Here is a 26078-nt window from a genome sequence, read left to right on the forward strand (position 1 = left end):
TGCAAATAATACTTGCGATCCCCTCTCAGCGCGTTACTATCGACTGAATAACCTGCTGATTTAGAATTTGATCTTGCTCACATGTTGCCATCTCAATCCCCTGCAATATTTACGGTCAGCCGCCTGAATCAGACGGTTCGCTTACTGCTGGAACGCGAAATGGGCCAGGTCTGGATAAGCGGCGAAATCTCTAACTTCAGCCAGCCCTCTTCCGGCCACTGGTACTTCACCTTAAAAGACGATAACGCACAAGTGCGCTGCGCGATGTTTCGCAACAGCAACCGCCGCGTCACGTTTCGCCCGCAGCATGGCCAGCAGGTGCTGGTTCGCGCCAACATTACCCTTTACGAGCCGCGCGGCGACTACCAGATCATCGTCGAAAGCATGCAACCCGCCGGTGAAGGCCTGCTGCAGCAGAAATATGAGCAGCTCAAGGCGCTCCTGACGGCGGAAGGCTTATTCGATCAAAGCCACAAGCAGGCGCTCCCCTCTCCCGCGCACTGCGTCGGCGTCATCACCTCCAAAACCGGCGCCGCGCTGCATGATATTTTACATGTTTTGAAACGCCGCGATCCCTCGCTGCCGGTGATTATCTACCCGACGGCGGTGCAAGGCGATGATGCGCCGGGGCAAATCGTGCGCGCGATAGCAGTAGCCAACCAGCGGCAGGAATGCGATGTACTGATCGTCGGGCGCGGCGGCGGTTCGCTGGAAGATTTATGGAGCTTTAACGACGAACGGGTGGCGCGGGCAATATTCGCCAGCCGCATTCCGGTAGTGAGCGCCGTCGGCCATGAAACCGACGTCACCATCGCCGATTTCGTCGCCGACCTACGGGCGCCGACGCCCTCTGCGGCGGCAGAGATCGTCAGCCGCAATCAGCAGGAGCTTCTGCGTCAGCTACAGTCAGGCCAGCAGAGCCTGGAGATGGCGATGGATTATTTCCTCGCCAACCGCCAGCGCCGCTTTACGCAGTTGTTTCACCGCTTACAGCAGCAACATCCTCAGCTGCGCTTAGCGCGTCAGCAAACCGAGCTGGAACGCCTGCGACAGCGGATGCGCTTTGCGCTGGAAAGCCAGCTCAAACGTGCCGACCAGCGTCAGCAGCGCGCCGCGCAGCGGTTGAATCAGCAAAACCCGCAGCCGCGCATCCATCGCGCGCAGTCGCGTATTCAGCAACTGGAGTATCGTCTGGCGGAAAATATTCGCGCCCGACTGAGCGAGCAGCGCGAGCGTTTCGGCAATACCGTGACGCATCTGGAAGCCGTCAGTCCGCTGGCGACGCTGGCTCGCGGCTATAGCGTCACCTCAGCCGGTGACGGCAAAGTGCTGAAAAAAATCAAACAGGTGCAGGCTGGCGATGTCGTGACTACCCGGCTGGAAGATGGTTGGGTCGAGAGCGAAGTGACAACCATCACTCCAGTGAAAAAAACGCGCGCCCGCAAAAAAGTCTGATTATCCCCCCGTATCATGCGGGGATAACTATACTGCTGTCATGCCCTTTTAAAACCGTTCATCCGGCCAGGGAGCGTGATATGCCAGATACTTGTCCTCGTTTCGTGATTCCACCCTACATTTTACGCCGCATTGTCGATCATGGTTCCGTTCAGCAGCAGCGCTGCGCGCAGCAAACGCTGAGCCATGTACAAACCCTGATGACGCACGTGCCGGGCCGCCCCGCCGCCGCCCATGTCGCCACGCCAGGCCAGCTTGAGCGCGACATTTACGATGCCAGGCAGACTCAGGAACTTCCAGGATTCCAGGTGCGCTTTGAAGGACAGCCTTCCAACGGCGATGTCGCCGTGGATGAAGCCTACGACTATCTCGGCATCACCCATGAGTTTTTCTGGACGAGCTATCATCGTGATTCGCTGGACAACCGCGGATTGAAGCTGACCGGCAGCGTCCACTATGGTCACGAATATCAAAACGCTTTCTGGAATGGGCAGCAAATGGTGTTTGGCGACGGTGATGGTGAAATCTTTAATCGCTTTACTATTGCGATTGATGTGGTGGCGCACGAGTTAAGCCATGGCGTTACGGAGAGCGAAGCCGGGCTTATCTATTTCGAACAATCCGGCGCGCTCAATGAATCGCTTTCCGATGTTTTTGGCTCACTGGTCAAGCAATATCAACGCCAGCAAACGGCAGATAAAGCAGACTGGATAATTGGCGAGGGGCTCCTCGCGAAAGGTATTCACGGCCAAGGACTGCGTTCGATGTCGCACCCGGGAACCGCCTATGATGACCCCATTCTTGGTAAAGACCCGCAACCCGCCCATATGAAAGATTTTGTGCATACCCAGCAGGATAACGGCGGCGTGCATATTAACTCCGGCATTCCTAATCATGCTTTCTATCTCGCCGCCAGCGCGCTGGGTGGTTTTGCATGGGAAAAAGCGGGATATGCCTGGTACGACGCAGTTTGTGATAAGTCACTGGCCAAAGACGCCGATTTTTCAGCCTTTGCCGGACTGACGATTCAACATGGCGAAAAACGTTTTGGTAAAACGGTCGCCGAGGCGATTCGCCAGGCCTGGGAGGGCGTTGGAGTCACATCATGAACGAGGCCGACCTCAGCGATGACGCAATTATTGAACTGGCGCGCGAGGGCGGCGTCGCCTGGATCCCGACGCTGAGCGGCATGCGTAAGATTGTCGTGGCGCAGCTTAACGAGCAACAAAAACAGCGCATCGCCGCAATACTGCAGCAGTCGTTGCCGCTGGGCAAGCCGCCGGGGCAGCCGGATTCTCCGGGTAGCGGCGACCAGCGTTTTTTTCGCATTCAGATAATCAGCGCCCAGCACTATCACAGCCTGATCATTCTCATCCCGGAAGAGCGCGCGCCGCAGGCGCTGGTTGAACTCTGGCGTAATGGTGAAGGCTGCGTTAGCGATTAGACAGGCACAAATTCGACGCGCTTTTTCGAGATCAGCCCGTGGCCGTGCTGGCAGAAATAATCCACCGCGCCGCACGCCTTCAGCACTTCCAGCGGCTGATGGCAGTCCGGGCAGCGCGCCTCTAAAGCAAAATCTTTCTCACAGTGCGCGCAATGCGCGCTGTTGCCTTGTGCTTCCAACCGGGCATGACAAATGGGGCAATTGAGTTCCATGGCGTCTCCTTCTCATAATGAATAGCATGAGTTTATCACGTCATACGTCAGCGTTGCTGACCCGGCGAAGCGTTGAATAGGGTAGATAAAAAAACCCGCCAGCGGCGGGTTTCTGCATTATTTGCTTTTCTTGATATGCTTAATCAAGCGTTTACGCTTACGCATCTGGTTCGGCGTCAGGGTATTACGTTTATTGGCAAACGGGTTCTCCCCTTCCTTGAACTGAATGCGGATCGGCGTTCCCATGACATCCAGGGATTTACGGAAGTAGTTCATCAGATAACGCTTGTAGGAATCCGGCAGGTCTTTCACCTGGTTGCCGTGAATCACCACGATCGGCGGGTTATAACCACCGGCATGCGCATACTTCAGCTTCACGCGGCGACCGCGTACCAGCGGCGGCTGATGGTCTTCTGCCGCCATGGTCATAATGCGGGTCAGCATGGCGGTACCCACGCGACGGGTGGCGCTGTCGTAAGCTTCGCGCACCGATTCGAACAGGTTGCCAACGCCGCTGCCGTGCAGAGCGGAGATAAAGTGCACGCGGGCGAAGTCGATGAAGCCCAGACGGAAGTCGAGGGTCTCTTTCACCTGCTCTCTCACTTCCTGGCTCAGGCCATCCCATTTGTTAACCACGATAACCAGGGAACGACCGCTGTTAAGAATAAAGCCCAGCAGCGACAGATCCTGATCGGAGATGCCTTCACGGGCATCAATGACCAGCATCACCACGTTGGCGTCTTCAATCGCCTGCAGCGTCTTGATGACCGAGAATTTCTCCACGACGTCGGTAATTTTGCCGCGCTTACGCACGCCGGCGGTATCGATAAGCACATATTCGCGTTCATCGCGCTGCATCGGGATGTAGATACTGTCGCGGGTTGTACCCGGCATATCGTAAACCACCACGCGGTCTTCGCCGAGAATACGGTTAGTCAGCGTTGACTTACCGACATTTGGACGACCGACGATCGCCAGCTTAATCGGGAGATCTTGCGGGTTGAAGTCGTCTTCCGGCTCTTCAACTTCTTCGCCGTTTTGCTCGGCTTCAAACTGCGCCCAGTATGCGGCGTCTTCATCCACTTCTTCCTGAGGATTAACCTCATCTACCCACGGCAGCAGCACGTGTTCCAGCAGGCTGGTGACGCCGCGGCCATGCGAAGCGGCAATCGGATAAATATCGCCCAGCCCCAGCGACCAGAAGTCGGCCATCGCCTGATCGACGTCGATGCCGTCAGTTTTGTTCGCCACCAGGAAGGTCGGTTTTTCGCGAGAACGCAGATGTTTGGCGATCGCGGAATCCGCCGGCATCAGGCCCGCGCGCGCATCAACCATAAACAGCACCACGTCGGCCTCTTCAATCGCCAGCAGAGACTGTTCCGCCATCCGGGTTTCCACGCCTTCTTCCGTACCGTCGATACCACCGGTATCGATACAGATGAATTCGCGGCCTTCCACTTCAGCACGACCGTACTTACGGTCGCGAGTCAGCCCCGGGAAATCCGCGACCAACGCGTCACGAGTGCGCGTTAAGCGGTTGAAGAGCGTGGATTTTCCAACGTTAGGGCGCCCGACAAGCGCGACCACAGGTATCATGTTAAATGCCTCATACAAATTGCAATACAACCTCATTTTACGAGGTTTTTTAAAAAATCAAAACGGCCCCTGTCTGCCAGGAGCCGTTTATTAAAGCGATACTACCGCGCGAGTTAACGCGTGATCGAATACAGCGTACCGTCTTTGGCCTGGATAAGCAGGCGACCATCGGCGATAACCGGGTCGGTCAGGAAGCCGGAACTATCGACTTTCTGCTGCGCCACAAAGTGGCCGTCTTCCGGATTAATCCAGTGCATGTAGCCTTCGCTGTCGCCTACCACCAGGCTGCCGTTATACAGCGCCGGAGCGGTCAGCAAACGGTGCAGCAGGTCGCTCTGGGTCCACAGCGTTACGCCGCCATCGGTGGTCAGCGCCAGCAGGCGGTCATTCTGATCGACCAGATAGATACGGTTGCCGTCAACGATGAAATCGTTCACTGAACCCAGTTCGCGTTTCCAGATAATCTGGCCGCTGCGCAGATCCAGCGCGGTCAGGTTGCCATTATAAGCCAACGTATAAACAACGCCATTAACGATAACCGGCGTGGTGTCAACATCGTTCAGACGGTCGATTTCAGTCGGGCCGGTGGCCGTAGAAATACGCTGCTGCCAAATCATCTGCCCCTGTTGCATCAGCACGGCGCTGACACGACCGTTGTCGCCGCCGACAATCGCCGCGCCATAGGCGGTAGCCGGAGCGGATTCACCGCGCAGGGAGAGCGCAGGCATGTCCAGGTTCACGGTCCATTTCACCGCGCCGTCGGTTTCGTTCAGCGCCTGCAGCTGACCGTTACTGGTATGCACCAGTACCATGCCATCGCTAACGACCGGACGAGAAATCGCTTCACCCGCAACACGGCTCTGCCACGCGACGGTACCGTCACTGGTATTCAGCGCGAACAGCTGCGCCTTTTCAGTACCAACATAAACGTGGCCGCCGGAAACGGTCAGCCCGCCGGAGAGCAGCGCCGGAGCGCGCGAGAACCAGCCGTCTTTTTCCGCCAGGTTCACTGACCAGACTTCTTTACCGTCTTCAGCGTGCAGCGCTTTCACGGTGCCTTTACGGTCAGCCGCATACACAACGCCGTCGGCAAACGCCGGGTGCAGGTTGGAATAGAAATCACCGATACCATCGCCAACTGAAGTGCTCCAGGACGTGGACGGCGTAAACTGATTTTCCACCGTCGGCAGCGGTGACATTTTCACCACATCTTCTTCGCTGTTAAACAGCGAGCAACCGCTCAGTAAGGTGACGGAAAGCAGCCCTGGCAAAAGTAATTTACGCAATTGCATCGAGTCCCTCTCAGATGGACAAATTATTTATTTTCATACGCATCATTTCGCTGAGCGCTGGCGATGCATCGCTTTTCACGCCTGCTTCCCAGGCCGCGCGGGCGCCCTGCTTGTCGCCTTTGCTCAGCAGAATTTCACCACGCAAATCGGCGACGATAGCGGTCCAGCCTTCGCCTTTAATGCCTTCCAGGGTTTTCAGCGCCGCATCCGGCTGCTTGAGCTGCAGCTGTACGCGCGCCAGACGCATATTGATAACTGATTTCAGATTATCATCAGAGGCGGCAGCCAGCCCTTGTTGCAGCTGCTTCTCCGCGCCCTGCAGATCGTTTTTATCGACCAGACGCTGCGCGAGCTCCAGCGATGCGAACGCGCCATAGGTGTTTTTACTGTCGGCGGCGAATTTCTCCGCCGCGGTCAGCGTTTCAGGCGAACCTGACTTCAGCGCGGAAATGGCATTCTCATAGGCCAAAGAGGAATCCCGGGCCGAATCCAGCTGATGGGAAGTCCAGTAGCGCCAGCCAACCAGCGCGCCGATCCCTAAAATCACCCCGACGGCCAGCGCTTTACCGTTCTCGGCAAAGAAACGCTTGAGGGCGTCGACCTGCTCGTTTTCGTTGTTGAAAGTTTCCACGCAGTCCTTCTCCTGACTAATGGTTTCCGGGAAATTAACCCAGAAGTGTGCGCAAATGCGCGGCAACGCTATCCTGCGTTACGGTAGTTTGCTCACCTGAGCGTAAATCCTTCACTACCACGTTTCCGTCAGCAATTTCTGACTCACCGACCACCAGCGCGACGCGCGCGCCCCACTTGTCAGCGCGAGCGAACTGCTTCTTAAAGTTACCGCCGCCGTGGTTAGTCATCAGCTTAACGCCGGGCAGCGCATCGCGAACCTGCTCAGCCAGACGCATTGCTGCGGACTGAGTATCGGTACCGGAGGCTACCAGGTATATATCGACAACAGGATCGGCTTTAAATTCCGGATTGACGGCCTGAACCAGTAAAACAAGACGTTCCAGGCCCATCGCAAAGCCAACGCCCGGCGTCGCGCGACCGCCAAGCTGCTCAACCAGACCGTCGTAACGGCCGCCGGCGCAGACGGTGCCCTGCGAACCGAGGCTGGTGGTGACCCACTCAAATACGGTGCGATTGTAATAGTCAAGCCCGCGCACCAGACGCTGGTTGACGGTATAGCGAATTCCGGCCGCGTCGAGCAGCGCGCACAGACCGGCGAAGTGTTCTTTGGACTCGTCGTCCAAATAATCGCCCAGCGCCGGCGCATCGTTCAGCAGCGCCTGTACTTCCGGATTTTTAGAGTCCAGCACGCGCAGCGGGTTGGTATACATGCGGCGTTTGCAGTCTTCATCCAGCTTATCTTTGAATTGTTCCAGATAGGCAACCAGCGCGTCGCGATAGGCGGCACGCGCCTCCAGCGAGCCGATGGAGTTCAGTTCGAGGCTGACGTGATCGGAAATGCCAAGCTCGCGCCACCAGCGCGCGGTCAACATGATAAGCTCAGCGTCGATATCCGGGCCCTGCAGGCCAAAGACTTCCGCGCCAATCTGATGGAACTGACGGTAGCGCCCTTTCTGCGGACGCTCGTGGCGGAACATCGGCCCCACGTACCACAGACGCTGTTCTTGATTGTACAGCAGACCATGTTCGATGCCGGCACGTACGCAGCCCGCCGTTCCTTCCGGACGCAGCGTCAAGCTATCGCCATTGCGGTCTTCGAAGGTATACATCTCTTTTTCAACCACGTCGGTCACTTCGCCGATCGCGCGTTTGAATAACGGGGTCTGCTCTACAATCGGCAAACGAATTTCGCTGTAACCGTAGCTACCGAGCACCTGCTTCAGTGAGCCTTCAATGCGCTGCCAGAGAGCGGTTTCGCCCGGCAGATAATCGTTCATGCCGCGGATGGCTTGAATGTTCTTTGCCACGTTTATTCTCTTTATATATAAAAATGAACCCCGGCGCCTTGCGCCCGCAGGTTCAATCATACACGGGAAGCGTATTGCTTCCCAACACGTTATTTTGCTTCAACCTGCTGAACTTCAATACGACGCGCTTCATCCAGCATGGTAGCTTTCGCACGGATACGCGCTTCCAGCTGGTCGATCATGTCGTTATTGTCCAGTCGGTCTTTGCGCACGCCGTCTTCGTACAGGCCGCTTTTCTTGTTGCCGCCGGTGACGCCGAGGGTGGAAACCAGCGCTTCGCCTGGGCCGTTAACCACGCAACCGATGATCGAAACATCCATCGGAGTGATGATATCTTCCAGACGCTGTTCCAGCGCGTTCACCGTACCAATGACGTCAAATTCCTGACGCGAGCAGGTCGGGCAAGCGATGAAGTTAATACCGCGAGAGCGGATGCGTAGCGACTTGAGGATATCGAAACCGACTTTGATCTCTTCCACCGGGTCGGCGGCCAGCGACACGCGCAGGGTATCGCCGATCCCTTCAGACAGCAGCAAACCTAAACCGATTGCGGATTTCACCGCGCCGCTACGCGCGCCGCCGGCTTCGGTGATCCCGAGATGCAGCGGCTGATCGATCTGCTTCGCCAACAGGCGATAGGATTCAACGGCGAGGAAGACATCAGAGGCTTTTACGCTAACTTTGAACCGATCGAAGTTCAAACGATCGAGATGATCGACGTGACGCATGGCGGACTCTAACAGCGCCTGCGGCGTCGGCTCGCCGTATTTTTCCTGCAGATCTTTTTCCAGCGAACCGGCGTTGACGCCGATGCGGATAGGAATGTTTTTGTCGCGCGCGCAGTCCACGACCATGCGGATACGCTCTTCGTTACCGATGTTGCCTGGGTTGATGCGCAGGCAATCAACGCCATATTCCGCGACTTTCAGCGCAATACGGTAGTCAAAGTGGATATCGGCGACCAGCGGCACGTTGACCTGCTGTTTGATGAGCTTGAAAGCTTCCGCTGCGTCCATCGTCGGGACGGAAACGCGGACGATGTCCGCGCCCACGCGCTCCAGCGCTTTAATTTGATTTACCGTCGCGGCCACATCGGTGGTGCGAGTATTGGTCATCGACTGTACGGCGATGGGAGCCCCATCGCCAATCGGCACATTACCAACGTAAATGCGTTTGGACTTTCTACGTTGAATCGGAGCCTGGTTATGCATGAAAAATCTCCCGCGTTACCCGTCTGTTACTGCGCCGGTGATTGTTCGGCATTTAGGGTCAGACGCGCAACCTGGTTAGTTCTGATAAAACGACTCAAATCGACTGGTTTGCCCAGATACTGGATTTGTACCGCAGCCGGGGCGCCGATTTTCAGCTTATATGGCGCCTGACCGCTCAGGTTCAGGTTCCCGCCTTTACGCTGCAGGCCGCTGAACAGTTTTTTACCGGTCGCATCGCTCACTTCCAGCCAGCAATCGGCGCTAAAGTTCATTACCAGATCCTGAGCGGAAGCCGCCGCTGCGGCATTCGCCTGATCGGTCGGCAACGCGGAGGTCGGGGCTGGCGAAGCCGGCGCGGCGGCGGCGGTATCGACGTTAGCCTGCGAAGGGGCGACCACGGCGTTGTTATCCACCGGCGCGGAGGTAGCCGCTGGTGCGCTTGGCGCAGGTGCGGTGGAGGTATCGACCGGCGCGCTATTGGTATTGGCTGCCGTCGTATCCGGCGCGTTATTCGCCGAGCTGGTATCCAGCGGAATTGACTGACTGCCGTTCAGGTCGCTGGTGGATTGATCGGCCATGCTGGTGATCTCTTCCTGCTGCGCTTTGTGGTCTTGCCACCACCATGCGCCGCTCAGGCCGATAACCACAAACAAAATCAGCCAGGTAAAGCTCATCAGCCAACCGTCGCGTTTTTTACGACGTTTACCCAGCGAGAAGCTCTGCATCGGCGCCACTTTGGCGGCGCGAATTGGCGCTTGCTTCGCCATCATCGGCAGCAGTTCTTCTTCCGGGATATGTACGAGGCGAGCGTAGGAACGGATATAGCCGCGCAGGAAGGTCGAAGCGAGATCGGCTGGCGCCTTATCTTCTTCAATATCACGAACCGTGGAAACCTTCAGGCATAAGCGTTCAGCCACCGCTTGCTGGCTGAGTCCGAGTTGTTCGCGGGCGTTACGCAGGCGCGCGCCCGTAGAGTTTGCTTCTTGATGGTCTTGAGTGGCTTCAGTATTCATTCGCTACAACTACTGGTACGTGAAATTTAAAGTTCAGCGCGGGAAAGAGCCTGCGCCGCGAGACACTGCTCAACGTCAACCGACAGTATAAGGCTGTCCGGGCGACTATCACAGAGACTTATCAATATTGAATGCTAAGCGGTTGTTGTACCGCTACATACTGCCTCAAAGTCGACAAAAACGCACCGTAATTATTAACCGAATCAGCGTATTTCGCCTGGCAATTCGACATATTTATGCAGCGCGCAGCGAAAGCTGTGCGCTGCATAACTTATCAGACGGCTTTAACGTCGATCGCTTCGCCCTGCATACGCTTACGCAGCGTACGTTTGGTGCGGTCGATAACATCGCCCGCCAGCTGGCCGCAGGCAGCATCGATATCGTCGCCGCGGGTTTTACGCACGATGGTGGTGAAACCATATTCCATCAGCACTTTGGAGAAACGATCGATACGGCTGTTAGAACTACGGCCATACGGCGCGCCCGGGAACGGGTTCCATGGGATCAGGTTGATCTTGCACGGCGTATCTTTCAACAGCGCCGCCAGTTCGTGGGCGTGCTCGGTACCGTCGTTGACGTGATCCAGCATGACGTACTCGATGGTCACTCGGCCCTGGTTGGCGTTGGACTTCGAAATATAGCCGCGCACCGAGTTCAGGAAGGTCTCAATATTGTACTTTTTGTTAATCGGTACAATTTCGTCACGGATGGTATCATTCGGCGCGTGCAGAGAAATCGCCAGCGCAACGTCGATCATATCGCCGAGTTTATCCAGCGCCGGCACCACGCCGGAAGTGGACAAGGTCACGCGGCGTTTGGAGAGACCAAAACCGAAATCATCCAACATGATTTCCATCGCCGGAACGACGTTGTTGAGATTCAGCAGCGGCTCGCCCATACCCATCATTACCACGTTGGTAATTGGACGCACGCCGGTAGTCTTCACCGCGCCGACGATTTTCGCCGCGCGCCAGACCTGGCCGATAATTTCGGAAACGCGCAGGTTACGGTTGAAGCCTTGCTGAGCGGTGGAGCAGAATTTACATTCCAGCGCACAGCCAACCTGTGAAGAGACGCACAGCGTGGCGCGGTCTTCTTCCGGGATGTAGACCGTTTCAACGCGCTGATCGCCAACGGCAATCGCCCATTTGATGGTGCCATCGCTGGAGCGCTGCTCTTCAACGACTTCCGGGGCGCGGATCTCGGCGACTTCCTTCAGTTTGCCGCGCAGGACTTTGTTGATGTCGGTCATTTCATCAAAGTCATCGCAGCAGTAGTGATACATCCATTTCATCACCTGATCGGCGCGGAAAGGCTTCTCGCCCATGTTTTTGAAAAACTCGCGCATCTGCTGACGGTTTAAATCCAGCAGGTTGATTTTGGCATCTTTATTCGGCACCGTCAGAGCGGCGGTATCAGGTGTGACAATTTGTTCAGACATAATTTTTCCGGCCTCGTTATTACACGTTATGGCCCCAGGTGGGTTGAAAAAGAAACGCCCCGGAGAGCGACTGCTCGTCCGGGGGCGCTATATTCTACAAATTCTGGCGCATCATTGCCACGTTTGCACAAAGCAATGATAAAAAAATCTGTAACTGACTGCTCAATCCTCTAAGGCTTTTCGATTGTCAGGCCACGCCGCGACGGTCGAAAAGACGAGGGTCGTATCTCCAAAGTATTTCAGGTCACAGCGAGGCGGCGAGTTCGCAAATCCCCGGGAGCATAGATAACTATGTGACCGGGGTGCGCGAATGAAGCCAACAAAGCTGTGGCGTGAAAGACGCAGGAGATTAGCGAGTACGCGGGCAAACCTCGCCTTCAGCAAAGAAGAACGCGATTTCGCGAGCCGCAGACTCTACAGAGTCGGAACCGTGGGTGCCGTTCTCGGTGAAGCTGTCAGCGTAGTCAGCGCGCAGGGTACCAGCCAGGGCGTTGTCCGGGTTGGTGGCGCCCAGCAGGTCACGGTGACGCTGAACCGCGTTTTCGCCTTCCAGTACGGAAACCACGATCGGACCGGAGGTCATGAACTCAACCAGACCGTCGAAGAACGGACGGCCTTCGTGCTCAGCGTAGAAGCCGCGAGCCTGCTCAACGGTCAGATGCAGCATTTTGGTGCCGACGATTTTGAACCCTGCAGCTTCAAAGCGAGAAAAGATGCTGCCAATAACGTTTTTTGCCACCGCGTTTGGTTTGATGATGGAAAAAGTACGTTCAATAGCCATGATTACCTCTAATTAAATGTTCTGTTGTTGCACATACGATCGTATGGCCTGGCGCGCATTATAATGAGCAACGTCGGCGATGCCTACGGATGAAGGTAACATTTTGTTAAAATAAGATGAGTATTAGCAACACAAACCGCCAACAACAGATTTACCCTGTTTATTGTAAGGTAAAACTGGCGGCTGCCGTTTGCCCTGCCTCATCCATTACCACCAGTTGCCACTCGCCAGGTTTATCTAGCGTAATTGTCGTTCTTGCGCCTGTCGCCTCTAACGGTTCGCCGTTAATAAACCACCAGCGCCGCCCTTCTCCACCGCTCGTTTGCACGGGTAACATCACCCGCGCCTCGCCCGGGAGCCGTTTTATCACCGCCCCTTCGCGAATGCCGGAAAGCACCAGCGGCGCGGCATCCTGAGTTTGCAGCGGCGGACACGTCCTCGATGCCATGCCCAGCCGCGCCCGGCGGCGCTCGCTAACCGGCAGCCAGGGTTCCAGCGGCAGCGGCCAGACATCAACAGAAGTTTCTGTCGCGCCCGGACAATCCGCGGCGACCCTTTCTCCTGCTGCGTTGCGCCATACCGGGAAGCGGATACCGCGCACGCCCTCCTGACCCGGCAGCAGCAGCGTCGGCGGCTGGCTGGCATCCAGTAGCCAGCTGGCTAAGCGCCGGCGGCAGTTGCTATCGCCAACCGGCAGATCCTGCCCACCGGGCCAGCAGATAGTGCCGCGGCTGACCGACTGTGGACGCGGGTCGACCGGCAGCCCGCCACGGCTCATTAACGGACGCGCCAGCAGCATATTATTGACCTGGTTTAACAGCGGCACGGCGCTGGCAAAACCAAACTGCCCCACCACCGGCGTACCGTCTGGCCGTCCGGTCCAGATGCCAATCAAATAACGCGCGTTGAGGCCTACCGCCCACGCATCGCGATAGCCGTAGCTGGTACCGGTTTTCCACGCCAGCGGCACCGCTTGCGGCAGCGACGCATCGGGTAACGGCTGGGCTTCGCCTGCCAATATCCGCCGGGTGATCCACGCCGCGCCCGGCGACATTAGCGCTCTTTCCACCAGCGGGTCGTCGGGTTTCATGCGCAGCCGCGCCGCCTTGCCATGGCGGGCGAAAGCGCCGTACGCCGCGACAATATCTTCCAGCCGCGCCCCGGCGCCGCCGAGGATCAGCGACAGATTCGGTTCGGCGCCGGCGGGTAGCATCAGAGGGAGCCCGGCATTGCGTAAATTAGCCGCAAAGCGTTTTGGTCCATAGGCTTCGAGCACCTGCACCGCCGGCAGATTCAACGAACGCACCAGAGCCTCGCTGGCGCTCACCGGGCCATGAAACCCGCTGTCGAAATTACCGGGGCGATAATCGCTAAAGCGCCGTGGCACATCCTGTAATAGCGATGCCGGGTGAATCAGCCCGTCATCCATCGCCATCGCGTAGATAAAGGGTTTCAGCACCGACCCCGGCGAGCGCACCGCCGAGACCATATCAATGTGGCCAAAGCGGCTATCATCGCGGATATCCGCCGATCCCACCCAGCCGCGGACTTTCATATCAGTATGATCGACGACAACAATCGCCAGTGAGCTGCGCGGCGGCAGACGTGATTTCCAGTTCATCGCCAGATCTTCAAGCTGCCGCTGGAGCCCGGCATCGAGCGTTGTCGTCACCTTTTCATCACCGCTTGTCGCCAGCGCCCGGCGCGCAAACAGCGGCCCCAGCTGAGGCATCTGCCGTGGGAATAGCCATACAGGTTCTTCCATCGCTTCATGTACCGCTCGCTGCGGCCAGACGCCCTGGCTGAGCATCCTCTCCAGCACCTTATCGCGAGCCGCCTGCGCCCGCTGCGGCCAGCGGTCCGGGCGTAAACGGCTCGGCGCCTGCGGCAGCACGGCCAGTAGCGCCGCCTCGCCGTAGCTAAGCTGAGCGGGCGGTTTACCAAGATAAGCCCAGCTAGCCGCGCCGATCCCCTGCAGGGTGCCGCCAAACGGCGCGCGGTTCAGATACAGGGCAAGAATTTCGCTTTTTGACAGATGCCACTCCAGCTGCAGCGCCCGCCATAGCTGGCGTAGCTTGCCGCCGAAGGTGCGTGGATGAGGGTCGAGCAGACGCGCCACCTGCATGGTGAGCGTGCTGCCGCCAGAAACCACCCGCCCGGAAGTGAGATCCTGCCAGGCGGCGCGCAGCACCGCGAAGGGATTGACCCCCGGATGTTTCCAGAACCAGCGGTCTTCATACTGAATGAGCGCCTGCAGATAGCGCGGCGAAACGTCGTCGATGGTGACCGGATAACGCCAGACGCCCTGCACATCGGCAAAGCGCCAGAGCGGCGTGCCGTCTTCCGCCACCACCACGCGGGCAGGCGTGACTTCATGCAGCGGCAGCGGCCACAGACGATCGGCCGCCAATAGCGCCAGCCACACTAGAAAAATAAACGCCGCCAGCCAGCGCCAGCGACGTTTTATGCGAGGTAATGCACGCATTTACGGCGTAACGGTAAGCGGGCCGCTGGCCGTTCCGGTTGCCCGCCACTGCGGTACATACATCGATTCCACCTGCGGTTGCGGAACGTGATAGGTGCCCGGCGTCACCGCCCGCGCCAGATAGACCAGCGTCACCGGCTGACCTTCATTAATGGCGACGGCGGCGACAAAGCGGTCATCGCGGAACTCGATATGCTGAATATCCGCCTGCTGCATCTGGTTAAGCAGGTTTTGTACCGCTTCGCCATTCTCCTGCAGGCTGGCGCTGCTATTGGCCAGGTTCTGGTTTTCCAGCTCAAGTCCAGCCGGCAGCAGATCGACCACCAGCGCGTCAGGAACGTTACGTTTGGCGGTCACCTCCAGCTTGACCAGCACCAGTTCGCCGCTGCGCAGCGAGGTCAGCGATTTCTGCTGTCCGTGGGTATCGAAAATAGCGCGTTCAATCCCCAACACGTTGCCTCCCGACTGCGGCGCGCTTTGCGGATAACCGCTGCTATCGAGGCGCAGCCACAGCGGCTGATTGCCGGTATTCGTCACCTGCAGCGCCGCCAGCCGATCGCCGTCGAGATTGCGGGTTTGCGCTTTGTCGCTGGCAAGCGGCTCCGCCTGCAGCGACGTTTGCGCCTGCCAGTTGCCCGGCAGGTCGGCAAGCGTACGCCCGGCAAGGAACAGCGCGTTGGTTTCCTGGGTCGACAGCCAGCGCTGACCGAAGGCCTCTTCCGACAAGCTGCTCAACAGCTGGTTTTGCACCTCTGGCAGCAGCTTATTCTCTTCCAGCAGCGCCAGCTTCAACGCATCATCGCGAAGTTGGCTGCCGTAATCGCCCAGCCAGCGATTCTCATCCTGGCGCGGCGTGGTAACCGCCAGCTTCATGGCCTCATCGCCGCGCGGCGCATCCCCCATGGTTTTCAGCGCAATACCGAGTTGCAGCAGCGGCAATCCAGAACGCGCCTGTTCGTGACGGCTCCAGATTTCACGCAAGGCGCCGAGCGGCGCTTTTTGCTGGCGCGCCAGCACCAGCGCGGCATATGCCTGAGCGGCAAAGCGGCTGGCCTGGGCATCGTCGCTGTAGCGCACGGTCATCAAACCCGGTTCCTGCAGATAGCGCAGCAGGCGCTCGTTGCCCTTATTAAGGGCGTTGACCGGCACGCTATAGCCCTGCTCGCCCGCGCGGACGAGGAAGTCCATGGCGTAGGCGGTTAACCAGTACTCTTCCGGGCCGGCTTTATCCCATAGCGCAAAGCCGCCGTTTTCCAGCTGCATCTGCAGCAGGCGCGAGATACCAACATCGACCGCCGCGCGGCGTTTTTCATCGCTATCGCCGCTGATCCCCAGCGCTTTTAGCTGCGCCGCGCTGGTGTATAAAGAAGGGAACAGGCCGCTGGCGGTCTGCTCAAGGCAGCCGTAAGGATAGGCTTTCAGCTCGCGAATATAGCGGGCGAGATTCAACGGCGGTTTACCGCTGAGCAGCAGTTGGCCCTGCAGCGTTTGCGGGGCGAACCCCTGACTCTGCGCCGCCGGCGCCAGCCAGCTTTCGCCAGGTTGTAGCACCGCGCCGCTATTGACGGTCTGCGCCGGGAACGCCGGACGCACGCCGATTTTCCACTGTTTTTGCAACGGCGCGAAGGTTTCGCCCGGCAGGTTCAGGCCGCTGATGGTGGCATTGACCTGACCATCGCCGAATCCCGCTAACGCGGTCACCGGTATAAACAGCGTGCTGCGGGCGCCCGGCGCCAGTTGTACCGGCGGCAGTTGGCCCTCGGTCAACGTGACCAACCCGCTGGCGGTAAGATGTACCTGCAGGGTTTGCGGTTTGTCGGTCAGATTGCTGAGATCCAGCGCCAGACGCGTGGCGTCGCCGCTGGCGAGGAAACGCGGGGTATTTAGTTCCGCGATAACCGGGGCGGCTACCACCACTTTATCTTCGCTGCTGCCGAAGTCATCTGCCGTCCATGCCTGCGCCATCACCCGCAGCTCGCCGTTAAAATCGCCGATGGGTAATGTCACCGAGCCTTCACCCCGATCGTCCAACACTACCGGCTGCGCCTGCTGAGCGACGATCGTCACGTGATTAACCGGCGGTTTGCCGCCGCGTTTTAACTCGTCGCCATCGCCGCCGAAGCGCAGACTGGCTAATCGCCCTTGCCCTTCGATCACCTGACCGTAGATGTCATAAATATCCGCGCCGTAACGTTTCTGGCCGAAGAACGCGTTCCACGGATCCGGCGTGGCATAATCGGTAATATTCAGCACCCCGCTATCCACCGCCGAGAGCAGAACGTTAACCTGTTTCGGTACCTCGCCCTCTTTCACGCTGGCCTTCACTTTCACCGTCAGCGGCTGGTTCGGGCGCATTTTATCCGGCGCCTCCAGCGCCAGAGACAGACGGCGGTTTTCATCGCCCAGCGGCAGATGCAGCAAGCCGACCGCGCGTTTCGGCGTCGCCGAGCGCGATTTATCGCCGGGGCGAACCACCAGCGTGCTGAGGTAGAGATCGTGTCGATTCCAGGCTTTATCAACCGGAATAGACAGATCCATCCCCTCCGCCGGGACGTCAATTTCCTGCCACCACAGCGGCCCTTCGCTGGATTCCACCATCGCGTAGCCTTTACCCGCCGCCGGGGCGGCAATATGCAGCTTGATGGTGTCACCCGGTTTATAGCCTGGTTTATCGAGCTTCATCGTTACGCGGTCAGGACGCGCCGCGCCGGCGCCTTCGCTGTTATCCTGCCAGCTATAGCCCGCCCAAAAGCGCACGCTGCTGACAACGTCGTCCGGCCCTTTCACCTCCAGGCGATACGAGCCCCACTCCACCGGGAAACTCACTTTACCAGTCTGCCCGGCCTGCAGATCCAGCGACGTTTCGCCCTCCTGCAGATCTTTTTGATCAAACTGCGACTGCCAGCCTTCGCTATCGGACCAGTTCCAGTAGTAGTCGCGCCGCTCGCGGATCAGCCGCACCTGCAGACTGGAGACCGCTTTTTTCTCGCCCTTGGCATCGGCATAGACGATGTCAAACGCGGCGTTACTGTTTTCATCGACCACCGGCTGTTTCACCGTGGTATCAGTGCGGTAGTCGTAAACGTCCTTCAGCGTAAATTGCGGGCGGATCCCCGGCAGCGCCTCGGCAGGCCAGATCGGCTGCTGTACGGTGCGGGTCACCGGACGGCCGCCTGACTCCAGCAGGCTGGCCTGCAACACCACCTGCAGCGGCGAGTGGCTATCCTGCCACTGGCTCGAAGTCGTCACTTCTCCATGGCCTTTTTCATCCAGCGTCAGCTGAACTTCATCGAGGCTACGGGAGAGGTTTTCTTCCGCGATATCGCCGAACTGGAAGCCCGGCAGCGCAGCGACGGCATCGCGCAGCGGGCGCAGGAATAGTTTGCCCTGCAGCTGATTGCCGCTGGCCGGCGCGCCGTAGAGATAAGCGCCGCTGACGCTAAAGGCGACGTCGGCATCCGGGGCGATAGGCGCGGCCTGCGGCGTCAGATTCAGCGCCATGCGCTCGGGCATAAAGTCTTCGACGTGGAAATCCCACTCGCGGGGTTGATTATCGCCGGTGCTGGCGCGAATGTGCCACATACCGGTGGCCGCGCCGCTGTCGAGCGGATAAGTAAACTGATACAGGCCATTGACCGGTTTGCTCATCACAGAGCGAATCACCTGGCCATCCGGCTGCACCACTTCCAGCTTCACCGGCTGCTCCGCCAGCGGTTTTCCATCGCCGTCACGCAACAGCGCGTTAAGGATAACCGTTTCCCCCGGGCGATAGAGATCGCGCGGGCCAAACATAAAGAACTGTTTGCTGAAGCCAGGGGCGCCAGCGATGGAGAACTCCGCCAGATCCAGCGCCGGCAGTTTAAGGTCAAGCAACGTAGTCTGCCCGTCTTTTCGCGCCAGCAGCAGCGCCGCTTCTTTATCGGTTTGCAGAGTAACATGGCCCTGGCTATCGCTTTTCGCCTGCGCCAGCGTCTGCCCTTTGGCGTTTAGCAACTGCACTTCAATACCCGACTGCGCGGCGCCGTTTTCGAGGCTCTGGGTAAAGACATCAAGCCGGTTATGGTAGCGATGCGCGGAGACGCCGATATCGCTGAGGGTGAACAGCGTTGCCGCATTACTGTAGCTATAATGACCCGCCGGGTTCATCACCGCCACATAGACGCCTGGCTGCTGGAGCGGCTTGATGTCGTTAAGCGGCAGCAGCAGCTTTTCACGGGTATTCCGCGCCGGGTTGAGATCGAAGCGGCCGCTATAAACCAGATCGGCCATCTTAAGCAGTTCGTCAGATTCCCAATTGCTTAACGAATTACGGTATTCCCACTGACTGACGAAGGCCGAGAGTGATTCCGGCTTAATACGGAAGAAATTGACATCGACATTGTCGACGTTCAGCGCCATCACCGGCAGCCCGGCGACCACTTTCCCCGGCAGCAGCGAACCGCGGCTGGCGAAACCGACGCTCGGCGCGATATCGCGAGTGGCGATGGTTTTTTCAAAAGGGCTGCCGAGGGTGGCGTCATTGAGGGCAATGAGCGTTGGATCAACGGTAACGATCAATTCACGCTTTGGCTCGAGGTGGCGCAGACGCAGCTCTTTGAGATTCGGCGCCAGCTCCCACGCGCCGTCAACCTTGCCGCTTTTCTTATCGACCAGATGGACGCTGCGGGAAAAATCCTGATCCGGTTTGAGCGGAATGGAGAAGGTCAGCACCAGCGTCGCTGCGCCATCTAGCTGCACTTCAGAAGCATCGAGCAACGTCAAAGCCTTGCCCTGGCTTTTTTCTTTTAACGTCGCCAGCTGCGCGCTATCCGGCTTTTTCGCGCTATCGGTAGCGCCTTTATCGGCCGCCGACACGGCCTGCGGCTCACCGCTGTTATCGCAGCCGCTTAATGATAGTGCGGTAAGGAGCGCCAACGAAAGCGCCGCTAAACGAAATGGTTTCATCCTTCTAACCCCTCGGCCCAGAGCCTGATGCAATCAATAACGTTCTATTATGCGCCATCACGGCGATTCTCAACAGCTACCAGCATAGAAACCACCGATGAATCAGAAAACTACGTGACCACCTCCCCAATCCCGAGACCTTAACTTGTCAGCCCTTTATAAAACGCCGACAATTCATCGATCGATAATAAAACGGAGGCACTCATGTCCACCTCATTCTTTGTTGCGGCCGACTGGCTGGCGGAACATATTGATGACCCGCAGATTCAAATTCTGGACGCGCGGATGGCGCCGGCGGGTCAAGAAGCGCTGCGCGATATGGCGGCGGAATACCGCGACGGGCATATCCCCGGCGCGGTTTTTTTTGATATCGAAGCGCTGTCTGACCACACCAGCCCGCTGCCGCATATGATGCCGCGGGCGGAAACCTTCGCCGTGGCGATGCGCGAGCTTGGCGTCAGCAGCGATAAGCACCTGGTGGTTTATGATGAAGGCAATCTGTTCTCAGCGCCGCGCGCCTGGTGGATGTTACGTACCTTCGGCGTCGAAAGAGTGTCGATTGTCGCCGGTGGCCTCGAAGGCTGGCGCCGCGATGAATTGCCGCTGGAGAAAGGCGAACCGGACCTGCCAGAAGGCGAATTTGAGGTGAACTTCGATCCTGAGGTGATCAAACGCTTAACCGATGTGCTGCTGGTCAGCCATGAAGGATCGGCGCAGATCGTCGATGCCCGTCCGGCGGCGCGTTTTAACGGACTGGCGGATGAACCGCGTCCGGGCTTACGCCGCGGGCATATCCCCGGCGCGCTTAACGTCCCGTGGACCGAGCTGGTGATTAATGGCGAACTGAAGACAGTCGATGAGATGAACGATATCTTTAAGCGTCAGGGCGTTGATTTTTCACGACCGATTATCGCCAGCTGCGGATCCGGGGTAACGGCGGCAGTGGTGGTACTGGCGTTGACCACCCTCGGCGTCAACGGCGTGTGCCTGTACGATGGTTCGTGGAGCGAATGGGGCGCGAGAACGGATTTGCCGATCGAGCCGGCGCAGTAAAGGTAAAATATCCGGGTAGTGGCTGCGCCCTACCCGGTTGGCTTTAAATAATCCGGTTCTGCTTAAAATCGCGCAGGAAGCTGCCCCAGCGCTTTTCATAGAACGGCGTGATATGGGCAATCATAAAGTGGCTGATGCCCTTCTCGCCTTCTACCACCTGGCAAATATCGATAGGTTCATCGCCCGGCAAGGTATCGGTGGCCACGCTGCCGGTGGTCTGGATAATGGATTCAATATCCCCTTCCGCTTCAATCCCGATCAACAAGTTTGCCGGCGCGTCGGCGCTCTCTTTAATCGAGCACAGAAACGCCCGCTTGACGGTCTTCAGCGTTTTGAACAGCGTGGTCAGCGAATCCACCATCTGCGCCGGCGGTTCGGCGACTTCAGACAGCAGCAGCGCTTCGCCGCCTTCCAGTACCGTCTGGGTACTGAGCGGGCTGCCCTCTTCACCCAGCAGATGGCTGATTTCCCGCGGGGTAAATTCTTTGCCGCTCGGCAGCTTCGGGTTGAGAAACAGCGATTCGCCCAGCGTCATCGCCATCAGCGTGCGCGCCGGCATCATCACGAAGGCCTGTTCCTCTTCTACCGCCTGCTGTAGCGCCTCCAGCGAGGTGAAGAACGGAATGACCGACGTGCCGTCATCTTTTTCCCAATGCTTTAGATCGAGGGCGCTATCTTCGACAATCTGCTCGCCGTCCGCCGCGCTACCCGGCACCCACACGGTGGCCTCAAGCAGCGCGGTGAAAAATGCCGGACGATGAGCAGGCTCGGTCGCCGCCTTCTCCAGCAGAGTTTCTAATTCATTTTTAGTATCAGACATAGATTCGCTACTTCAAAAATCGCCCGTCCGCGCGGGCCTACGGTTTTCCAGGCCGGGTAAGCGTAGCGCCACCCGGCAAGGCCATTACTCAGCCGTCAGCAGATTAGCGATAGTGCGCACGCCAAGGCCCGTGGCACCCGCCGACCACTGTTCAACCGCAGCTTTACGGTAAGTCGCGGAGCAGTCGATATGCAGCCAGCCCTGGTGGTAGTTTTCCACGAAGTGGGACAGGAAACCCGCCGCGGTGCTGGCGCCGGCCGGATACGCCGCGCTGCCGGTGTTGTTCAGCTCAGCGAAGTTAGACGGCAGCTGGTTGCGGTGGAATTCGGCCAGCGGCAGACGCCAGAAGGCTTCATTTTCCGCCTGCGCGCTCGCCAGTAGTCGGTTCACCAGCGCGTCGTCAAAGCTAAACAGCGCGTGGTAGTCGTTACCCAACGCGGTTTTCGCCGCGCCGGTCAGGGTGGCGGCATCGATGATCAGCTGCGGCTTCTGCGCCGAGGCGTCGATCAGGCCATCCGCCAGCACCAGGCGGCCTTCGGCGTCGGTGTTCATGATTTCAACGGTTTTGCCGTTACGGTAATGAATGATATCGCCAAGTTTGAAGGCGTTGCCGCTAATCAGGTTATCCGCGCAGCACAGGAACAGTTTCACACGTTTGTTCAGACCGCGGGTAATGGCGAAAGCCAGCGCGCCCGTCACGGTGGCCGCGCCGCCCATGTCGGATTTCATCGAATCCATAAAGGCGCTTTGCTTGATGCTGTAGCCGCCGGAGTCGAAGGTGATGCCTTTGCCGACCAGACAGGCGTATACCGGCGCGTCTTTATCGCCAGTCGGGTTATAGTCCAGCGCCAGCAGGACCGGCGGGCGCTCGGAGCCGCGGCCAACGGTATGCAGGCCAAGATAGTTTTGCTCGCGCAGATCTTCGCCTTTGGTGATGCGATAGCTGACCTTTTCGCCCGCCACGCCGCACAGCAGATCGACGGCGCGCTGGGCCAGCTGTTCTGGCCCCAGCTCTTCTGCCGGCGCGTTGATGGTGTCGCGAACCCAATCGATAATCGTCAGACGGTTATCCAGCTCGCTGCGCTGCACGTCGTCCAGGGTCGGCCATTCGACCTGGCGCTGACCTTTCGGCCCTTTATAGCCGGCCCAAAAGGCCCAAGCGCGATCGGTATTCCAGCCTTCGCCGCTCAGGGCGACGTGCTTGATACCCATGCCGTCAATTTTGCGCGCCGCGCGCTGGATTAACCCCAGGTCGTCTTTACCGTTGAGATGTAAGGCGATACCGTCGTTATTGATACTCCAGGTCGCTTTTTCTCCCCAGCGCGCATCGGCAGGCAGAGTAGAAAGCGTAATCTTCATGGCTTCGGTCATTATCTTTATCCTTATTAGCAAACGGGCCACCCTATGGCAGCCCGTTAAAATTTTTCCGCTTGAGGCGAAAATTATTCGGCTTCGTCTAACCAGACTAGCAGAATCGCCTCCAGAATTTTTTCATTGGATGCGTTTGGGTCGTCATCGAACTCTTCCAGGTCGCAAATCCACTGATGCATATCGGTGAAGCGAACGGTTTTCGGGTCGAGATCCGGGTAAGCGTCATACAAGGCTTCGCCGATTTCGCGGCTGTCGGTCCATTTCAGTGCCATATTAGTGCTCGCGTGCGTGGTTGATGGTGTAACGCGGGATCTCAACGACCAGATCTTCGTCGGTGACGCGCGCCTGGCAGCTCAGACGGCTGTCAGGTTCCAGCCCCCAGGCTTTATCCAGCATGTCGTCTTCATCTTCGCTACTTTCCGCCAGCGAGTCAAAACCTTCACGCACGATGCAGTGGCAGGTGGTGCAGGCACAGGATTTCTCACAGGCGTGTTCAATCTCGATACCGCTACGCAGCGCCGCATCCAGAATGGTTTCACCGCTCTCAGCTTCCACAACTACGCCATCCGGACACAGGTCCTGGTGGGGCAGAAAAACAATTTTTGGCATTTTAAACCTCGTCCACGGATTGGCCTTTCAGCGCAGCGCGGACCGACTGGTCCATGCGGCGTGCGGCGAATTCCTGGGTTTGTGTGTCGATATTTTTAATGGCTTCTTTAATCGCGTCGGCATCTTCGCCTGCCGCGGCGGCGCGAACTTGCTCCGCGGCGGCATCGATAACCTGACGCTCTGCGGCGCTTAACAGCGCGGCGTCGGCGGCCAGCGCGCTTTCCAGGCTCTCCAGTACGCGAGCGGCTTCGACTTTCTGTTCAGCCAGCATACGCGCCTGGATATCCTGTTCGGCGTAGCTCATCGAATCTTTAATCATGTTGGCGATTTCGCCATCGGTCAGGCCGTAAGACGGTTTCACCTGGATTGAGGCTTCCACGCCGGTCGATTTTTCCATCGCTGTAACGCTCAGCAGACCGTCGGCATCAACCTGGAAGGTGACGCGAATATGCGCCCCGCCCGCCGGCAGCGCCGGGATACCGCGCAGCGCGAAACGCGCCAGCGAGCGGCAATCCTGCACCAGCTCACGCTCGCCCTGCATCACGTGAATGGACATCGCCGTTTGGCCATCTTTGAAAGTGGTAAACTCCTGCGCGCGGGCCACCGGAATGGTGGTATTACGCGGGATCACTTTCTCTACCAGGCCGCCCATGGTTTCCAGCCCAAGCGACAGCGGGATAACATCAAGCAGCAGCAGTTCGCTGTCCGGTTTGTTGCCGACCAGAATATCCGCCTGAATCGCCGCGCCGATGGCGACGACTTTGTCCGGGTCGATAGAGGTCAGCGGGGTACGGCCAAAGAATTCGCCAACGCGCTCACGCACCAACGGCACGCGGGTGGAACCGCCGACCATCACCACTTCCAGCACCTCTTGCGCTTCAACGCCGGCGTCTTTCAGCGCGCGACGGCAGGCCATCAGGGTACGTTTTACCAGTGGGGCAATCAGATCGTTAAACTGGCTACGGGTGATATCGCCCTGCCAGCCGCCGACTTCGACGTGCGCCACGTTGGCGTCGCTTAAGGCGATTTTCGCCGCAATGGCGGCATCCAGCAGCTCACGCTGCAGGCGGTTATCGCTACGGTCGCTGAGGCCCGCCTGCTCGCGCAGATAGTCGGCCAGCAGATGGTCGAAATCATCGCCGCCGAGAGCGGAATCACCGCCGGTCGCCAGCACTTCAAACACCCCGCGGCTTAAGCGCAGAATGGAGATATCAAAGGTACCGCCGCCGAGATCGTAAACCGCAATCACCCCTTCCTGGCCGGAATCGAGGCCGTAGGCGATAGCCGCCGCGGTCGGCTCATTGAGCAAACGCAGCACGTGCAGGCCCGCCAGACGCGCCGCGTCTTTGGTTCCCTGACGCTGAGCGTCATCGAAATAGGCCGGAACGGTAATGACCACGCCGTCGAGATCGCCCGCCAGCGCTTCGGTCGCCCGGGCGGCCAGCGCTTTCAGGATATCGGCGGAGACCCGCACTGGGTTCAGCAGGCCGCCGGCGGTCTGGATCATCGGCAGTCCATTTTCACTGGCCTGCAGCTGGTACGGCAAGTGCGGATAGCGGGTTTGAATATCGGCGAGGGAACGCCCCATCATTCGCTTCACCGAGCTGATGGTGTTCACCGGATCCTGAGCGGCATTGAGCCGGGCTTCATAGCCGACGGTCAGTCCAGAGGCGTGGTAGTTCACGACCGACGGCAGCAGGTAGCGGCCTTGATGGTCGGGCAGAGTTTCGGCCTGGCCGCTACGCACGGTAGCAACCAGAGAATTGGTGGTGCCAAGGTCGATACCTGCCGCCAATCGACGCTGATGCGGCGCGGCGCTCAGACCAGGCTCACTAATTTGTAATAGGGCCATAATTGCTTCCGAAAATTAAAAGTCGAGCAGTTTTTCTTCGAGTTCTTCAGCACTGCTGCGCAGTTTATCGAGAAAACGGAGCTTGCGTACAGTATCAGCCGCCGCATCCCAGGTCTCGTTTTGCAATTGTTCAACCATCAGTTGATGGCGGGTATCAAACAGCGCTTTTACCCGTTTGATAAAGGTTTCCAGCCGCGCTTCGTCTTTCGCCTGGCCGATTTCATCGAGCTCTTCGCGCAGTTCCAGCTGTTCCATCAGGAACGCGGTGTCGCGGACGGTGTGCTGCTCGCTGGCGAGGTCAAAACCGTGCAGCGAAAGGAGATATTCCGCACGGGTCAGCGGATGACGCAGAGTCTGCCAGGCCTGGTTAATGGTGGCGGAGTGCTGAACCGCAGCCAGCTGTTCCGCAGCGGGCGCGCTGGCAAATTTATCCGGATGGTACTGGCGCTGCAGATCCTGATACCGGACAGCCAGTTGTTCAAGCGAGAGGGTATAGCTGGCTGGTAACCCGAAGAGGGTGAAATAGTCCATAGTAACCTCAGGGTCATGCATCTAAACT

The 26078-nt window shown here is 58.3% G+C and carries 21 protein-coding genes; 4 read left to right on the plus strand and 17 right to left on the minus strand.

Annotated features, from left to right (window positions below; genetic code table 11):
- Nucleotides 1-81: 81 nt before the first annotated feature.
- The 3 genes from xseA to PGR29_RS07335 all read left to right on the plus strand — a co-directional run bounded on the left by xseA (nt 82) and on the right by PGR29_RS07335 (nt 2899).
- Nucleotides 82-1455: an exodeoxyribonuclease VII large subunit gene (xseA, locus tag PGR29_RS07325; protein ID WP_316424315.1), complete on the plus strand. Its 1374-nt coding sequence runs from the start codon at nt 82-84 to the stop codon at nt 1453-1455.
- An 80-nt stretch (nt 1456-1535) separates the two neighbouring features.
- Nucleotides 1536-2564: a M4 family metallopeptidase gene (locus tag PGR29_RS07330; protein ID WP_316424317.1), complete on the plus strand. Its 1029-nt coding sequence runs from the start codon at nt 1536-1538 to the stop codon at nt 2562-2564.
- Entirely contained in the window at nt 2561-2899 is a 339-nt protein-coding gene (locus PGR29_RS07335) for a protealysin inhibitor emfourin (RefSeq protein ID WP_045386960.1), read from the plus strand. Before PGR29_RS07330 ends, PGR29_RS07335 begins: the two co-directional genes overlap by 4 nt.
- On the opposite strand, the gene PGR29_RS07340 is transcribed toward PGR29_RS07335, so the two are convergent.
- The 11 genes from PGR29_RS07340 to PGR29_RS07390 all read right to left on the minus strand — a co-directional run bounded on the left by PGR29_RS07340 (nt 2896) and on the right by PGR29_RS07390 (nt 19814).
- Nucleotides 2896-3111, minus strand: a complete 216-nt coding sequence (locus PGR29_RS07340) for a zinc ribbon domain-containing protein (RefSeq protein ID WP_087858409.1) — start codon at nt 3109-3111, stop codon at nt 2896-2898. The genes PGR29_RS07335 and PGR29_RS07340 overlap by 4 nt on opposite strands.
- Nucleotides 3112-3228: 117 nt before the next feature.
- On the minus strand, nt 3229-4707 hold the full coding sequence (gene der / locus PGR29_RS07345; RefSeq protein ID WP_015370328.1) for a ribosome biogenesis GTPase Der: 1479 nt from the start codon (nt 4705-4707) through the stop codon (nt 3229-3231).
- A 113-nt stretch (nt 4708-4820) separates the two neighbouring features.
- Entirely contained in the window at nt 4821-5999 is a 1179-nt protein-coding gene (gene bamB, locus PGR29_RS07350) for an outer membrane protein assembly factor BamB (RefSeq protein WP_045392712.1), read from the minus strand.
- 10 nt (nt 6000-6009) lie between these two features.
- Nucleotides 6010-6630 (minus strand): YfgM family protein, encoded by a 621-nt coding sequence (locus PGR29_RS07355; RefSeq protein ID WP_045377550.1) that lies wholly within the window; start codon nt 6628-6630, stop codon nt 6010-6012.
- A gap of 34 nt (nt 6631-6664) precedes the next feature.
- A complete protein-coding gene (gene hisS / locus PGR29_RS07360; RefSeq protein WP_015703166.1) occupies nt 6665-7939 on the minus strand; it encodes a histidine--tRNA ligase in 1275 nt (424 codons plus the stop codon).
- Nucleotides 7940-8028: 89 nt separating this feature from the next.
- Complete coding sequence (gene ispG, locus PGR29_RS07365) at nt 8029-9150, minus strand: flavodoxin-dependent (E)-4-hydroxy-3-methylbut-2-enyl-diphosphate synthase (protein ID WP_087858408.1); 1122 nt, start codon at nt 9148-9150, stop codon at nt 8029-8031.
- 26 nt (nt 9151-9176) lie between these two features.
- Nucleotides 9177-10163, minus strand: coding sequence for a cytoskeleton protein RodZ (gene rodZ / locus PGR29_RS07370; RefSeq protein WP_087858407.1), 987 nt, complete (start codon nt 10161-10163; stop codon nt 9177-9179).
- 274 nt (nt 10164-10437) lie between these two features.
- Complete coding sequence (locus tag PGR29_RS07375) at nt 10438-11604, minus strand: bifunctional tRNA (adenosine(37)-C2)-methyltransferase TrmG/ribosomal RNA large subunit methyltransferase RlmN (protein ID WP_015370322.1); 1167 nt, start codon at nt 11602-11604, stop codon at nt 10438-10440.
- A gap of 349 nt (nt 11605-11953) precedes the next feature.
- A complete protein-coding gene (gene ndk, locus PGR29_RS07380) occupies nt 11954-12385 on the minus strand; it encodes a nucleoside-diphosphate kinase (RefSeq protein ID WP_004866348.1) in 432 nt (143 codons plus the stop codon).
- Nucleotides 12386-12545: 160 nt separating this feature from the next.
- Nucleotides 12546-14870, minus strand: coding sequence for a peptidoglycan glycosyltransferase PbpC (gene pbpC, locus PGR29_RS07385; protein WP_316424319.1), 2325 nt, complete (start codon nt 14868-14870; stop codon nt 12546-12548).
- Nucleotides 14871-19814 carry an alpha-2-macroglobulin gene (locus PGR29_RS07390; protein ID WP_316424320.1) on the minus strand — a complete coding sequence of 1648 codons (4944 nt, stop codon included), beginning with the start codon at nt 19812-19814 and terminating at the stop codon, nt 14871-14873.
- A 204-nt stretch (nt 19815-20018) separates the two neighbouring features.
- On the opposite strand from PGR29_RS07390, the gene sseA reads away from it, so the two are divergent.
- Entirely contained in the window at nt 20019-20867 is an 849-nt protein-coding gene (sseA, locus tag PGR29_RS07395) for a 3-mercaptopyruvate sulfurtransferase (RefSeq protein ID WP_308958994.1), read from the plus strand.
- Nucleotides 20868-20910: 43 nt separating this feature from the next.
- Here sseA and sseB read toward each other — a convergent pair whose 3' ends face one another.
- From sseB to hscB, 6 genes are all read right to left on the minus strand, one after another.
- A complete protein-coding gene (sseB, locus tag PGR29_RS07400; protein ID WP_087858400.1) occupies nt 20911-21687 on the minus strand; it encodes an enhanced serine sensitivity protein SseB in 777 nt (258 codons plus the stop codon).
- 84 nt (nt 21688-21771) lie between these two features.
- Nucleotides 21772-23058: an aminopeptidase PepB gene (gene pepB / locus PGR29_RS07405; RefSeq protein ID WP_316424321.1), complete on the minus strand. Its 1287-nt coding sequence runs from the start codon at nt 23056-23058 to the stop codon at nt 21772-21774.
- A gap of 71 nt (nt 23059-23129) precedes the next feature.
- Nucleotides 23130-23330 (minus strand): Fe-S cluster assembly protein IscX, encoded by a 201-nt coding sequence (gene iscX / locus PGR29_RS07410; RefSeq protein ID WP_002913954.1) that lies wholly within the window; start codon nt 23328-23330, stop codon nt 23130-23132.
- 1 nt (nt 23331) lies between these two features.
- Nucleotides 23332-23667 (minus strand): ISC system 2Fe-2S type ferredoxin, encoded by a 336-nt coding sequence (gene fdx / locus PGR29_RS07415; RefSeq protein WP_012540871.1) that lies wholly within the window; start codon nt 23665-23667, stop codon nt 23332-23334.
- Nucleotide 23668: 1 nt separating this feature from the next.
- A complete protein-coding gene (hscA, locus tag PGR29_RS07420) occupies nt 23669-25519 on the minus strand; it encodes a Fe-S protein assembly chaperone HscA (RefSeq protein ID WP_316424322.1) in 1851 nt (616 codons plus the stop codon).
- A 15-nt stretch (nt 25520-25534) separates the two neighbouring features.
- Nucleotides 25535-26050, minus strand: coding sequence for a co-chaperone HscB (hscB, locus tag PGR29_RS07425; protein WP_047053904.1), 516 nt, complete (start codon nt 26048-26050; stop codon nt 25535-25537).
- Nucleotides 26051-26078: the final 28 nt, after the last annotated feature.

This window comes from Klebsiella sp. 141203, assembly GCF_032601985.1.
Taxonomy (GTDB): domain Bacteria; phylum Pseudomonadota; class Gammaproteobacteria; order Enterobacterales; family Enterobacteriaceae; genus Klebsiella; species Klebsiella aerogenes.

Bases quoted from the DNA above. Each gene is read 5' to 3' on its own strand.
- PGR29_RS07390 (WP_316424320.1), bottom strand. From the start codon at position 19,814: ATGAAACCATTTCGTTTAGCGGCGCTTTCGTTGGCGCTCCTTACCGCA.
- PGR29_RS07375 (WP_015370322.1), bottom strand. From the start codon at position 11,604: ATGTCTGAACAAATTGTCACACCTGATACCGCCGCTCTGACGGTGCCG.
- hscB (WP_047053904.1), bottom strand. From the start codon at position 26,050: ATGGACTATTTCACCCTCTTCGGGTTACCAGCCAGCTATACCCTCTCG.
- pepB (WP_316424321.1), bottom strand. From the start codon at position 23,058: ATGACCGAAGCCATGAAGATTACGCTTTCTACTCTGCCTGCCGATGCG.
- bamB (WP_045392712.1), bottom strand. From the start codon at position 5,999: ATGCAATTGCGTAAATTACTTTTGCCAGGGCTGCTTTCCGTCACCTTA.
- ispG (WP_087858408.1), bottom strand. From the start codon at position 9,150: ATGCATAACCAGGCTCCGATTCAACGTAGAAAGTCCAAACGCATTTAC.
- iscX (WP_002913954.1), bottom strand. From the start codon at position 23,330: ATGGCACTGAAATGGACCGACAGCCGCGAAATCGGCGAAGCCTTGTAT.
- sseB (WP_087858400.1), bottom strand. From the start codon at position 21,687: ATGTCTGATACTAAAAATGAATTAGAAACTCTGCTGGAGAAGGCGGCG.
- PGR29_RS07335 (WP_045386960.1), top strand. From the start codon at position 2,561: ATGAACGAGGCCGACCTCAGCGATGACGCAATTATTGAACTGGCGCGC.
- xseA (WP_316424315.1), top strand. From the start codon at position 82: ATGTTGCCATCTCAATCCCCTGCAATATTTACGGTCAGCCGCCTGAAT.
- ndk (WP_004866348.1), bottom strand. From the start codon at position 12,385: ATGGCTATTGAACGTACTTTTTCCATCATCAAACCAAACGCGGTGGCA.
- hscA (WP_316424322.1), bottom strand. From the start codon at position 25,519: ATGGCCCTATTACAAATTAGTGAGCCTGGTCTGAGCGCCGCGCCGCAT.
- fdx (WP_012540871.1), bottom strand. From the start codon at position 23,667: ATGCCAAAAATTGTTTTTCTGCCCCACCAGGACCTGTGTCCGGATGGC.
- PGR29_RS07340 (WP_087858409.1), bottom strand. From the start codon at position 3,111: ATGGAACTCAATTGCCCCATTTGTCATGCCCGGTTGGAAGCACAAGGC.
- der (WP_015370328.1), bottom strand. From the start codon at position 4,707: ATGATACCTGTGGTCGCGCTTGTCGGGCGCCCTAACGTTGGAAAATCC.
- rodZ (WP_087858407.1), bottom strand. From the start codon at position 10,163: ATGAATACTGAAGCCACTCAAGACCATCAAGAAGCAAACTCTACGGGC.
- pbpC (WP_316424319.1), bottom strand. From the start codon at position 14,870: ATGCGTGCATTACCTCGCATAAAACGTCGCTGGCGCTGGCTGGCGGCG.
- sseA (WP_308958994.1), top strand. From the start codon at position 20,019: ATGTCCACCTCATTCTTTGTTGCGGCCGACTGGCTGGCGGAACATATT.
- PGR29_RS07330 (WP_316424317.1), top strand. From the start codon at position 1,536: ATGCCAGATACTTGTCCTCGTTTCGTGATTCCACCCTACATTTTACGC.